General features: G+C 62.1%; 12 protein-coding genes and 2 pseudogenes. 7 read left to right on the plus strand and 7 right to left on the minus strand.

Features of this window, described 5'->3' with window-relative positions:
• Positions 1-231 precede the first annotated feature (231 nt).
• On the minus strand, positions 232-1,131 hold the full coding sequence (locus tag QLG12_RS10300; RefSeq protein ID WP_236194571.1) for a LysR family transcriptional regulator: 900 nt from the start codon (positions 1,129-1,131) through the stop codon (positions 232-234).
• A 298-nt stretch (positions 1,132-1,429) separates the two neighbouring features.
• Between QLG12_RS10300 and moaB the strand changes: the two genes are divergently transcribed.
• Both moaB and glp read left to right on the plus strand, forming a co-directional pair.
• Complete coding sequence (moaB, locus tag QLG12_RS10305; RefSeq protein ID WP_179695525.1) at positions 1,430-1,969, plus strand: molybdenum cofactor biosynthesis protein B; 540 nt, start codon at positions 1,430-1,432, stop codon at positions 1,967-1,969.
• A complete protein-coding gene (glp, locus tag QLG12_RS10310) occupies positions 1,966-3,171 on the plus strand; it encodes a gephyrin-like molybdotransferase Glp (protein WP_282474435.1) in 1,206 nt (401 codons plus the stop codon). The genes moaB and glp overlap by 4 nt, the downstream gene beginning before the upstream one ends.
• A 34-nt stretch (positions 3,172-3,205) precedes the next feature.
• Here glp and QLG12_RS10315 read toward each other — a convergent pair.
• The 4 genes and pseudogenes from QLG12_RS10315 to QLG12_RS10330 all read right to left on the minus strand — a co-directional run.
• Positions 3,206-3,433: pseudogene (locus QLG12_RS10315) on the minus strand (GFA family protein); the annotation flags it as partial.
• Positions 3,434-3,506: 73 nt separating this feature from the next.
• Positions 3,507-4,124: a DNA-3-methyladenine glycosylase gene (locus QLG12_RS10320; protein ID WP_282474430.1), complete on the minus strand. Its 618-nt coding sequence runs from the start codon at positions 4,122-4,124 to the stop codon at positions 3,507-3,509.
• A gap of 3 nt (positions 4,125-4,127) precedes the next feature.
• Positions 4,128-4,925 carry an isocitrate lyase/phosphoenolpyruvate mutase family protein gene (locus QLG12_RS10325; protein ID WP_282474431.1) on the minus strand — a complete coding sequence of 266 codons (798 nt, stop codon included), beginning with the start codon at positions 4,923-4,925 and terminating at the stop codon, positions 4,128-4,130.
• 23 nt (positions 4,926-4,948) lie between these two features.
• Entirely contained in the window at positions 4,949-6,031 is a 1,083-nt protein-coding gene (locus tag QLG12_RS10330; RefSeq protein WP_282474432.1) for a methylated-DNA--[protein]-cysteine S-methyltransferase, read from the minus strand.
• Positions 6,032-6,140: 109 nt separating this feature from the next.
• Between QLG12_RS10330 and QLG12_RS10335 the strand changes: the two genes are divergently transcribed.
• Positions 6,141-6,554 carry a VOC family protein gene (locus tag QLG12_RS10335; protein ID WP_282474433.1) on the plus strand — a complete coding sequence of 138 codons (414 nt, stop codon included), beginning with the start codon at positions 6,141-6,143 and terminating at the stop codon, positions 6,552-6,554.
• On the opposite strand, the gene QLG12_RS10340 is transcribed toward QLG12_RS10335, so the two are convergent.
• The gene (locus QLG12_RS10340; RefSeq protein ID WP_282474434.1) at positions 6,551-7,171 is read right to left on the minus strand and encodes a LysE family translocator; all 621 of its coding nucleotides are present in this window, start codon (positions 7,169-7,171) and stop codon (positions 6,551-6,553) included. The two genes, QLG12_RS10335 and QLG12_RS10340, sit on opposite strands and share 4 nt — an antisense overlap.
• Positions 7,172-7,445: 274 nt before the next feature.
• On the opposite strand from QLG12_RS10340, the gene QLG12_RS10345 reads away from it, so the two are divergent.
• Positions 7,446-8,051 carry a biliverdin-producing heme oxygenase gene (locus QLG12_RS10345; RefSeq protein ID WP_197871179.1) on the plus strand — a complete coding sequence of 202 codons (606 nt, stop codon included), beginning with the start codon at positions 7,446-7,448 and terminating at the stop codon, positions 8,049-8,051.
• Positions 8,048-10,285, plus strand: a complete 2,238-nt coding sequence (locus tag QLG12_RS10350; protein WP_197871181.1) for an ATP-binding protein — start codon at positions 8,048-8,050, stop codon at positions 10,283-10,285. The genes QLG12_RS10345 and QLG12_RS10350 overlap by 4 nt, the downstream gene beginning before the upstream one ends.
• Positions 10,286-10,293: 8 nt before the next feature.
• On the opposite strand, the gene QLG12_RS10355 is transcribed toward QLG12_RS10350, so the two are convergent.
• Entirely contained in the window at positions 10,294-11,049 is a 756-nt protein-coding gene (locus tag QLG12_RS10355; RefSeq protein WP_197871183.1) for a type 1 glutamine amidotransferase domain-containing protein, read from the minus strand.
• A gap of 142 nt (positions 11,050-11,191) precedes the next feature.
• Between QLG12_RS10355 and QLG12_RS10360 the strand changes: the two genes are divergently transcribed.
• A complete protein-coding gene (locus QLG12_RS10360) occupies positions 11,192-11,779 on the plus strand; it encodes a LysE family translocator (RefSeq protein WP_221615743.1) in 588 nt (195 codons plus the stop codon).
• A gap of 356 nt (positions 11,780-12,135) precedes the next feature.
• Positions 12,136-12,322: pseudogene (locus tag QLG12_RS10365) on the plus strand (hypothetical protein); the annotation flags it as partial.

Raw genomic sequence — 12,322 nt, forward strand, 5'->3', positions numbered from 1 at the left:
GAAGTGGAGTCAGGCTACGGGGCAGGGAAAAGTGCGTCCAATCGCTTGTTCCGATGCAGTGATTGGATTGGTCGATCACCGCTTTCAGGCCGAGAATAGGTGTTGACTGATAAGGCCTCATCGCTGGCAAGCCAGCTCCCACAAGGTTTCGTGTCAAACACAGAATTTGTGACTAACTCAATCACTGTGGGAGCTGGCTTGCCAGCGATGGCGACCTGACATTCAACACATTTATTCGGCTGGCGCCTCGATCCCGAACATCTTGCGCGCCTCGGCAAAACACTTCTCGGCGATCGCCGAGCGCGGTTCGGTCTTGCGCATCACCAGCCCCAGCGGCGCGAGCACGCTGGCATCCGGCAGGTTGATGAAGGCCAGGTTTTCGATCGGCTCTTCCAGACCGCTGTCCAGCGGCATGATCGAGCAGCAGAAGCCTTGGTGAATCGCCTGCAGCAGTTGGTAGGTCGAGTCGCTTTCCATGATTGGCTGCGGATTCAACCCGCGACTGCGGAAGCTCAGGTCGATGGATTTTCGGTAGTGCATGCCGGTGGTGATCATTCCCAGTGGCAGTTCGGCGGCGTCTTCCCAGCTCATTTCCGGGCCTTCGAAGTGGAAGTGGCGGGTGTCGTAGAGCAGGCCGACGCGGGTTTCGCCGATCTCGAAAAACTCGAAATAGTTCGGGTTGACGTGGTCCAGATAACACACGCCCAGGTCCAGCTGATTGTTGCCCAGGCCTTCGATGATCTCGTCCGAACTCAGCGACGACAGGCTGTATTTCAGCTCCGGATAAGTCCCGGACAAACCCTGAATGTAATTGACCGGATTGAAGTTGCTCAGCGGCACCAGCCCCAGGCGCAGGCTACCGACCAGTTGCCCGCGGCAGGCTGCAGCTTCGGCAAACAGCCCGTCGTGGGCCGCCAGCAATGTGCGGGCCCAGGCCAGTACGCGCTCGCCGGCCTGGGTGAAACCTTCGAAGCGCTGACCGCGATTGACCAGCACCAGATCCAGCTCGTCTTCCAGATTGCGCAGGCGCATCGACAGGGTCGGCTGGGTGATGTGGCAGCGCGCGGCGGCCTGGCCGAAGTGGCGGGTTTCGTCCAGCGCGATCAGGAACTTGAGTTGTTTGATGTCCACGACGGCACCTGCTCGATTGAGAATTTTGATTGAGTATTGACGCAGATGCGTACGGCGCACGGAAAGCGCAGGGAGCGACGATCCCATTGAGGGCTTTTTTCGTCCAATCGGCAGTGTTTACGAGCCTATCGAGGGTTTCGATGACCCCCGGTTTCATTGGCCCGGACAGCGGTCGAGGGGCTGAAAAAATTCACCGATAGAGCAGGTCGATAGTCTGGTTGGCCAGAGTGATTAGACAGTCCTCACAAGCGGCACTTAGGCTCGTCATCCATTGAATTGACGACGGCCGGAGACTGCCATGAGTGTTAAATCGGATGCCTTGTTCGTTCCCCTGAATATTGCCGTGCTGACGGTCAGCGATACCCGCGATTACGCCAGCGATACCTCCGGCCAGTTGCTGGTCAGCCGTCTGCTGGAGGCCGGCCACACCCTGAGCGAGCGCAATCTGCTCAAGGACGACCTGTACAAGATCCGCGCCCAGGTCGCGCAGTGGATCGCCGACGACACCATTCAAGTGGTGCTGATCACCGGCGGCACCGGTTTCACCGGCCGCGACAGCACTCCGGAAGCCGTGGCTTGCCTGCTGGACAAGCAGATCGACGGTTTTGGCGAACTGTTCCGCGCCATCTCGATTCTCGACATCGGCACCTCGACCGTACAAAGCCGTGCGCTGGCGGGCTTGTCCAACGGCACGCTGGTGTGCTGCCTGCCGGGCTCCACTGGCGCTTGCCGCACCGCGTGGGAAGGCATCCTCGCCGAACAACTGGATAACCGTCATCGCCCGTGCAACTTCGTTCCGCACCTCAAACCGGTGCAAGCCTGCGGGCCGCGCGGATGAGCACGCCGGGGTTGATGCCGGTCGAGGACGCCCTCGACCAACTGTTGGCGATGGCCGATGAACAACGTCTACCGGACAGCGAATCGGTGCCGCTCAACGAAACGCGCGGGCGGGTGCTGGCCAGCGATCTGGTCGCCACACTCGATCTGCCGCCATGGCCGAACAGCGCCATGGACGGTTATGCCTTGAACCTCCCCGACCTGCATCGCCAGCCGTTGAGCGTGTCACAGCGGGTCTACGCCGGGATGGCGCCGGACGCCTTGCTGCCCGGCACCTGCGCACGGATTTTCACGGGTGCGCCGTTGCCGCCCGGTGCCAATTGCGTGGAGATGCAGGAAAACGTCGAGGTGCTCGAAGACGGCCGCGTACGTTTCCTGCAACCGCTTAAGGCCGGCCAGAACATCCGCGCCCAAGGCCAGGAGAACCGCGTCGGCGACACCTTGCTGCGCGCCGGCAAACGCCTCGGCCCGTTCGAACTGGCCGTCGCCGCCGGGCAGGGCATGACTCATTTGCCGGTGGTGCGTCGTCCGCGCGTGGCGTTGCTGTCGACCGGTGATGAGCTGGTGGAACCTGGCCAGCCGCTGCGTCCCGGCAGCATCTACAACAGCAACCGCACCTTGCTCGACCACTGGTTGCGCGAACTGGGTTGCGAAGTGATCGACGCCGGGATTCTGCCCGATCGCCCGGCGCAGACCCGGCTCAAACTCGAGCAACTGCAAGTGGCGGCCGATCTGATTCTGACCACCGGCGGCGTGTCTGCCGGCGATGCCGACTGCCTCGGCCAAGTGCTGCGCAACAACGGCAAACCGCTGCTGTGGAAACTCGCGATCAAGCCCGGTAAACCGCTGACGGTCGGGCATTTCGGCTCGGTGCCGGTGATCGGCCTGCCGGGCAATCCGACCTCGGCGCTGGTGACCTTCGGCCTGCTGGCGCGCCCGTACCTGCTGCGCATTCAAGGCGTGGAAGAGGTGATGCCGCTGAGCTTCACGGTCAACGCCGGTTTCGACTGGCCGAAGCCCGGCAGCCGTCGCGAGTACCTGCGGGTACGCCTGGAGGGCGGGCAGGCGGCGCTGTATCCGAACCAGAGTTCCGGGGTTCTGCTCGGCGCGACCTGGGCCGATGGACTGGTGGAAATCCCCGAGAACAGCACCTTGCGGGTCGGTGATCCGCTGCGCTTCATCCCGTTCAGCGAGCTGTTCTGAGCGCGATCAACAATCTGTCGAAGACTGGGGACGGCTACCGGGTCAATTTCAGCCGTTCGTGCCACTGGGCGATGGATTCTTCCGGGTAGACCTCGAATTGCTGATCCGTGGCGCTCGCCTGCACTTCGACCCACGGGGCTTTCGAGCCGAGCATCAGATGAGTGTGTTCCGGCGGCATCGGCAACGGCGTGTCGATGGCCGAGGCGAACGGGTGGATCAGCGCCGGCCATTCCGGGCTGAACAGCCACAGGCCGCTGCCGCACTGTTTTTGTCGGTGCGGTTCAGCCTAGAAGAGATGGGGTGAGTGTGCTGCTCGCGATGAGCGATAACGCGTTCTACGGCTTGGCTACCCGCCACAAATACCACGCCGCCACGGTGCGAAACGGACTCCACGCCAACCCGATCTCGATCATCTGCTTGCGCGTCGGCTGCACCTCCAGCCCCTTCAACCGCCGATACCCTTCGCGCACTCCAAAATCGTCGGCCGGCAGAATATCCGGCCGCTCCAGGCTGTAGATCAGCAACATCTCCACCGTCCAGCGCCCAACCCCGCGCAGGCTGATCAACCGCTCGATCAGCGCCTCATCCTCCATCGCCAGCGCGCTCGGGTAATCCGGCACCACACCGTCCAGGGTCGCCTGGGCAATCCCCTGAATCGTCGCAATCTTGCCCGCTGAAAACCCGCAACCGCGCAATTGATCGAAGTCCGTCGCCAGAATCTGCTCCGGACGCGGAAACGTCTGCCCGGGAAACAACCCCACCAGCCGCCCGACAATCGCATCGCCAGCCTTGGCGTGCAGTTGCTGATAGGCAATCGCCCGCACCAGCGACTCATAGGGATCGCGCGCCGGGTGCGGCTGATGCAGGCAGGGGCCTACCGCAGCGATGTGGCGCTGCCAGTCGGCGTCGAGGCTGGCCAGAAATTCACTGGCCGGTTGGTAGGGATCGGGCATGAGTTACTTCAGCAGACCGTTGACTTCGCCATAGGTGAACGCCTTGAGATCGTGGGTATCGAGCTTGCCGCTGGCGAGAAAACGCTTCACCAGCGAGCCCATTGCGCCGTACATGAACTCGGCGATCCCGGAACCAGCGCTCAAGCGGCGCACGCCGAGGGTTTGCAGCTCTTCGGGGGAGGGCAGGCAAGCGAAGCCCAGGACGTTGACCGGCAAAGTCGTGCCTTTGCAGATGGCTTCGATTTCGTAGGCGGAGGTCACCCCGGCGGCGAACAGTCCATCCGCTCCGGCCGCCTGATACAGCGCGGCACGACGCAGGGTTTCGGCGACACGATCCTCGGCCGGCACCAGACTTTTGAGGTAAACGTCGGTGCGGGCGTTGATGAACAGCTTCACATTGCGCTTCTCGGCCACTTGCCGCGCGACTTCGATCTTGCGCACCAGCAGTTCCGGCGTGCCGCTGCCGTCTTCGATATTGATTCCGACCGCACCTGCGGCGATGACCGCATCGATCACTTCGGTGACCTGGCCGAGGTCATCGGAATAACCGGCTTCGACGTCCACGCTCAACGGCACCTTGATGACCCGGGCAATCGATTCCACGGTGCTGATCAAGCGTCCCAGCGGCAGGGTGTTGCCGTCCGGATAACCGTGCGCCCAGGCGACGGCGGCGCTGCTGGTGGCGACGGCTTTGCCACCCAATTGTTCGACCAGCCGCGCGCCGGTGGCATCGGCGACGTTGGTCAGGATCAGCAGGCCATCGTGGTGCAACTGGTGAAACTGAGTGTCGAGCGCGTTCATCGAGATCCCTTCTTGTCGGTTGTTCAGAAAGCCAGTTGTTGCGTGAGCTGCACGGCGGCGTTCTCCAGCCGGAGCAAAAACGCCTTGCGCGGTTGCCCACCACCATAGCCGGTCAGCGAGCCGTCCGCACCGATCACCCGATGGCATGGCACCACGATCGACAGCCGATTGTGCCCGTTGGCCAGCCCCACCGCTCGGCTGGCGCCGGGTTTGCCCAGGCGTGCGGCGACGGCGCCGTAGGTGCTGGTTTGGCCGTAAGGGATTTGCCGCAGTTCGCTCCAGACCTGCCGGGCAAACTCGCTGCCGGGCAGGTGCAGCGGCACGCTGAATTCGCTCAGCTTGCCGGCGAAGTACAGCGCCAGCTCGTTGTCGATCTGCTGCAAATGCGCGTTCTGCCCCGGTGCGACCACGTAGCCGTAGCGGTTCTGCAATTCTTCAACTTCGCGGGTCAGCGCCGGTCGGTCGAGAAATTCCAGCAATACCAGTCCGCGTCGCTCGGCCATGGCGATCATCGGCCCCAGCGGCGTGGTCAGGCGGGTGAACAGCAGCGGTTCACTGGCCGCTGCGCGCCCCGGCGTGATGTGAAACGACTTCTGAAACGCATCGCGAAAACCACTGAGGGATTCATAACCGGAGTCGAACGCGGCGTGGTCGATGGACGTGCCTTGCTTGATCCCACCCAGCGCCACGCCGAGTCGGCGGGTGCGCAGCCAGGCATGGAAGGTCATGCCGAAATGCTGTTTGAACCAGCGCCGTAGCTTCAGCGGTTCAATGCCTTCGGCGAGCAATTGCGCGTCGCTCCAGCGCAGCTCCGGGTCGGCGTCGACCGCTTTTAGCAGCTGCTGCACCCAATCCGGGGCGATGGCCGCAGCGTCCAGCGGTTTACAGCGCAAGCAGGCGCGATAACCGGCGGACAGGCAATCGTCAGCGTGGGCGAAGAACTCGACGTTTTCCGGTTTCGGCTTGCGCGCCGTGCAGGTCGGGCGGCAAAAGATCCCGGTGGTTTTCACGGCCGTGAAGAACACGCCTTCATAGGCGGTGTCGCTTGCGAGCATGGCGCGAACCATTTCGGCGTGAGGGGGCAGGACAGCGGTCTGTATGTTCATGGGCCGAGGATAAAACCAGTTATTCGATGGCTCCACCGAAAAATCGACAGTGAATTTTCGGGCCGCTGCACTACAGTGATCGGGTCGCTACAACTCGGGAATTGACTGTATGCCACCGTTCACGATTCACCACATCGATCACATCGTGCTGCGCGTTGCCGATCTGCAACGCAGCATTGATTTCTACGACCGGGTCTTCGGTGCCGAAGTGGTCAAGCGCAATGAAAAGCTCGGTCTGGTGCACCTGCGCGCCGGCACGTCGATGATCGATCTGGTCGACCTTGACGGCGAAATCGGCCGCAAGGGTGGCGCCGCTGCCGGCAGCGAACGGCGCAATGTCGATCACTTCTGTCTGCGCATCGAGCCGTTCGATGAAGAGGCGTTGATGAGCCACCTGCATGCCTGCGGATTGACCGTTGAAAAAGCCGTCACCCGTTTCGGCGCCGAGGGCAACGGCCTGTCGTTGTACTGCTTCGATCCGGACGGCAATCAGGTCGAGCTCAAAGGCCCGTCTGAAACTTAGGCGCGCTTGGCCATCAACAACACCGAAGCCGCTGCCGACAGCAGCCCCGCGCAGCAACGGTTGAAAATCCGTTTGCCGCGCGGCTCGGCGAACCAGCGGCGCATGTGCAGCCCCATGTACGCGTAGGCGCTGATGGCGATCCATTCCAGCAACAGGAACAGCGCGCCCAGCAACATGAATTGCGGGGTGATGGCGTGGGCCGGGTCGACGAATTGCGGCAGAAAGGCGGTGAAGATAAGGATTGCCTTGGGATTTCCCGCTGCAACCAGGAATTCCTGGCGAGCCAGGGCCAGAAGGCCGTTCGTCGGCGCTGCAAGGGTGTCTTCCGGGCCAGGGTTGGCTCGCCACAGCTGCCACGCCAGATACAACAGATACCCCGCGCCAACAATCTTGATCCCATAGAACAACAGCTCGGACGTTTGCAGCACCACCGCCAGCCCCGCCGCCGCGAGGGCGATCATCCCGGCGAATGCCAGCAACCGACCGACACCGGCCACGCAGGCGCGACGATAGCCGTAGCGAGTGGCGTTGCTGACCGACAGCAGATTGTTCGGCCCCGGTGCCATGTTCAGGGCGAAACAGGCGGGCAGAAACAGGGAGAGGGTGGCGATATCCATGGCTCGGGCTCCGGTGACGGGAGCGTTATTTTTATCACGCGGGTGTGCGGGCCTGAACCGTACAGTCAGGCGCCAGAGTCGCGGTACAGCGACTATCGTCAGTGAATTCCTTCGAACTTTCTGCCGTCCGGTCAGCTCTTAGCCCTTCACAGGTTGATGAAATCATCAGAGAATCCCATCTGCCGGGTCAGAAACTACCATTGCCGTGTAAGCTTTCGCGCCATGCTTCTCCATTCCCCTATGGCCCCAGGCGGCCCACTGTACGAGCGACTACATGCAAGCAAAGGCCCGCGAGGTTCATGTACCACCGGTGTTGCAAGATTTGCGCGCCGGCACGGCCGAACTGCACATTGCACTTGAAAAACGCCTTCCTTTTTTCTCCGACACCCTTGATCTGCACGCTTTCGAGCGACTGATGCGCGCCTATTACGGCTTCTATCAGCCATTGGAAGCCGCGCTGCAGGACAGTGACGCGATTCCCGCTGATTTCGATCTGACTTCACGCCTCAAGACCCCGACCCTGCAACGCGATCTGCAGGCGCTGGGCGCAAGCGGCGCAGAGTTTTCGCTCTGCCGCCAGTTGCCCGCCATCGACTCCGCCGCCGCCTGCCTTGGCGTGCTGTACGTGCTGGAAGGCGCAACCCTCGGCGGACAGATCCTGCGCCGGGAGATCGCCACACGGCTGAGCCTGGGCGCGGATAACGGCGCGGCGTTTCTGGACGTTTACGGCGCCGCCACCGGCCGTCGCTGGCGCGACTTCATCGAATACCTGGGCAGTCGCCCGATGGACGCCGACGAGCGTAAAGCCGTCGTGGCGGCGGCCCACACTACATTCAGTTGTTTCGAGCAGTGGCTCGAAAGTCAGGAGGTTCTGGTATGAACCCGCAAGACAAAGAAGCCTTTGAAGAATTGCTGGCCAACTGTGCCGACGAGCCGATCCGCTTTCCCGGCGCGATCCAGCCGCACGGTTTGCTGCTGACCCTGAGCGAGCCGGACCTTTCGATCATTCAGATCAGCGCCAACGTCGAGACCTTGCTCGCGCGCCCGGCGCAAGAGCTGATCGGCCAGCCACTGCAAAGCCTGATCGGCGATGCTCATGCTGCACAGGTTCGCGAGGCGTTGCAGCAACCATCCATGGCCGATGCGCCTGCGCTGCACTTTCGCCTCAACGGCACCGCGTTTGAAGGCTTGGTGCATCGGCATCAGGATGTGCTGATTCTGGAGCTGGAAATCCACGTCGAAAATTTCCAGCCACGCAACGTCGCCGGCACCGAAACCCACCTGGGACGGATGCTCGCGCGCCTGCAAAAGGCCCAGAGCCTGCAGGCGCTGTACGACATCAGCGTCAAGGAAATCCAGGCCATGACCGGTTACGACCGGGTGCTGATTTATCGCTTCGAAGAAGAGGGCCACGGTCAGGTCATCGCCGAAGCGTCCGATCCGTCGATGGAAGTCTTCAACGGTCTGTTTTTCCCGGCCTCCGACATCCCCGAGCAAGCCCGCGAGCTGTACCGCACCAACTGGCTGCGGATCATCCCGAATGCCGATTACCAACCGGTGCCGCTGGTGCCCAAGTTGCGCCCGGACACCCAGACCCCGCTGGACCTGAGCTTCGCCACATTGCGCAGCGTGTCGCCGATCCACTGCCAGTACATGAAAAACATGGGCGTGCTGTCTTCTATGAGCATTTCCCTGCTCAAGGGCGACCGGCTCTGGGGCCTGATCAGTTGCGGCAACCGCCAGCCGCTGCACGTGCCGCACGAGTTGCGCACGGCGTGCCAGACCATCGGTCAGGTGCTGTCGTTGCAGATCAGCGCGATGGAAGCGCTGGAAGTCAGCCGTCAACGGGAAGAAAAGGTCGAGGCGCTGGCGCTGCTCAATCAGGCGATGATCGACTCGCCACAGAACGTCTTCGATGGCCTGGCCAACCAACCACAAGTCTTGATGGCGCTGGCCAATGCCGGCGGCATCGCGATCATCGAAGACAAGCAATTGCACCGTTACGGCAACTGCCCGGAGCCGGAAGAAATTCGAGCCCTGCACAAATGGTTGCAGGAGCGTGGCGAGCCGGTGTTTGCCAGTCATCACCTGGCCAGCGTCTATCCGCCAGCCGAGCAGTATCAGCAGGTCGCCAGCGGCGTGCTGGCCATGAGCCTGCCCAAGCCGGTGGACAACGGCGTGCTGTGGTTCCGCCCCGAAGTCAAAGAGAACATCAACTGGAGCGGTGACCCGCGCAAGCCGCTGGACCTGGAAAACTCCGACGCCGGCCTGCGCCTGCGGCCGCGCACCTCGTTCGAAATCTGGAAGGTCGAAATGGCCGGGATTTCCACCAAGTGGAGCCACGGCGATCTGTTCGCCGCCAACGACTTGCGTCGCTCGGCGCTGGAAAATGACCTGGCCCGTCAGGTGCGCCGGGAGCAGGAAGCGGTGCGCGCTCGCGATGAATTGGTGGCGGTGGTTTCACACGATCTGCGCAACCCGATGACCGTAATCTCGATGCTGTGCGGCATGATGCAGAAGGCTTTCAGCTCGGACGGGCCGCACACTTCGCGGCGCATCTCGACTGCGATCGACACCATGCAGCAAGCCGCCGGGCGCATGAACACGCTGCTGGAAGACTTGCTCGACACCTCGAAAATCGATGCCGGGCGCTACACCATCGCGCCGCAGAAACTCGATGTCGCGCAGATGTTCGAAGAGGCGCAATCGCTGCTCGCGCCGCTGGCGCTGGACAAGGACATCAGCATCTCGTTCGAGGCCGATCCCGACCTGAGCATCCATGCCGACCCCGAGCGGTTGTTTCAGGTGCTGTCGAATCTGGTCGGCAACGCGATCAAGTTCACTCCGCGCCTGGGCACGGTCGACGTGTATGCCAAATCGGTCGGTGATGACATCGTCTTCACGGTGCGTGACAGCGGCGAAGGCATTCCCAAGGATCACTTGCCGCACGTATTCGACCGTTACTGGACGGTGAAGGAAGGCAATCCGACCGGCACCGGGCTGGGTCTGTACATCACGCAGGGCATTGTCGAGGCCCATGGCGGGCAGATCGTTGCCGAGAGTGAGCCGGGGCAGGGCAGCGAATTCCGCTTCACCGTGCCGCGTCTGGACTGAAAAGCGGATCAGCGTTCGGGTGGCTGCAACATGGCCACCCACTCGGCGGCGAATCGATGGCAATCGCCGGGCCAGCGCGCCGTCAGCAGTTGGCCGTCGCGCACCACAAATCCTGATTGCAGTTTCTGCGCACAATCGCGTTTGGCGATCAGCGGTCCGCGTTTGAAGTCGGCTTTGCTGGCCAGCGCGGTTTTCACCTCCGCTTCGACGGTCTGCTTGTAGGTGCGGTAGTAGCGCCCCAGCCACGCAGCTGTCATCAGCCACGCCGGCAATTCCATGGTTGCCGCGAGCAACGCCGTGACCTTGCGCCCGGACAGCACCGAACGCCCGGTATCGGGGTCGAGCGTCCTCGCCAGCAACAGCACGCCATGACACACCGCCGCCACGGGTTTTTCGGCCTTGAAAAATTGCAGGGCAATCTGCTGGGCCTGCGTGGATTCCAGCAGCGTGCGCATTCCTTTGGCATGCCCGCCGGGGATCAGCAGACCATCGAATCGATTCGTGTCGACATCGGCATACGCCAGCGGCTGCCTGAACGCTTCGGATTCGATCATCTGCGTGTAACTGTCCAGATCGGCCTTGCGTGTCATCAGCATCGAATTCAACAGGCCGAAACCGATGTGCACCAACCGTGGATCGGCGTGGGCGGGCAAACCTTGCGGGGTAGCAAAACGAACTTCGATGCCCGCGTTACGCATCGCCTGCCAGGGCACGCTGCTTTCGGTCGGGTCGTAATCGGTGCTGGGCAGCAGAATCAGAATCATCGAGGGCAGACTTCCTGGTCAAAAGTGATCGCATAGCCAGAGCGTAGTGGGTCTGCGCGAGCGGGGGTAATTTCCTTCAATACTGCCCGGTGTGCGCTGGCTACTGTGGGGGCCTTGTTCCTCGATCTGTAGCAGGTGTGCGATGAGTCTGATTGTGTCGATGGCGGCTTTTGCCCTGGCCGCGTCCATTACCCCGGGGCCGGTAAATATCGTGGCGTTGAGTTCGGGGGCGCAGTTCGGTTTTCGCGCCAGCCAACGGCATGTGGCCGGGGCGACGCTGGGGTTTGTGTTGCTGCTGGTGTTGATGGGGCTGGGACTGCATGAAGTGCTGGAACTGTGGCCGTCACTGACCCGTGTGGTGCAACTGGCCGGGGTGGCGTTTCTGCTGTTCATGGCCTGGAAGCTGGCAATGGATGACGGGCAGTTGAGTGCGGGAGAAGCGGGAAGGGCACCTTCGATGCTCTACGGCGCGGTGATGCAGTGGCTCAACCCCAAGGCCTGGCTGGCCTGTGTGGCGGGGATGGGCGCGTTTGTCGCTGACGGCGAAGCGCGGCTGGTGTGGCAGTTTGCGGCGGTGTATCTGGTGATCTGTTACCTGTCGGTGGGGTGCTGGGCGTATGCCGGGACGTTCTTGCGCGGTTATCTGGGCAACCCGGCGGGGATGCGCTTGTTCAATCGGGTGATGGCGTTGCTGTTGGCGGTGAGTGCGGGGTATCTGTTGCTGCCGTGAGCGGGGCGGGGTTTGGGTTTAAAGGTGTTTAAGGATGCATCCGACAAGCCACGCGAACTTGCGCCATTGCCTACGCATCCGCCAGAATCCGCCGGCTTGTGGGCCTTGGGGCCGGGTTCTATCGTGTGTCGGTCGCTGACGAATCAGCGATCGGGTTTCGCAGCCCGGATCAATCAAGGCGCCCAGAGTGTCGTTTCCGTTCAGCTTTTTGGCTGATCGCGTCATGACGGTTGTGCGCGGGATACCTTCGGGTATGCCGGGTTCCTTGATTCCCGGTCTGCGAACCCGCGTACAGCTGTCACCTCCTTTCGTTTCGCAGCGAACCGTGGCAGCTCCATCAATCAGGGAGTTTTACCATGATCAAACCAACGCCAAACCCGCCTGAAACCGACCCGACCTCGCCCTACGAAACCCTCGACTCCAAGAAATTCCACGAAGCCGCCGAACGCGCTCTCGATCACTACCTCAATCCGTTCCACCCCAGAAAGCCGCTGCTCAAACCCAACACCCGCTACCTCATCGCCCCCGGCATCGACAGCGAAG

The organism is Pseudomonas sp. V88_4 (genome assembly GCF_029967985.1).
GTDB lineage: Bacteria > Pseudomonadota > Gammaproteobacteria > Pseudomonadales > Pseudomonadaceae > Aquipseudomonas > Aquipseudomonas glycinae.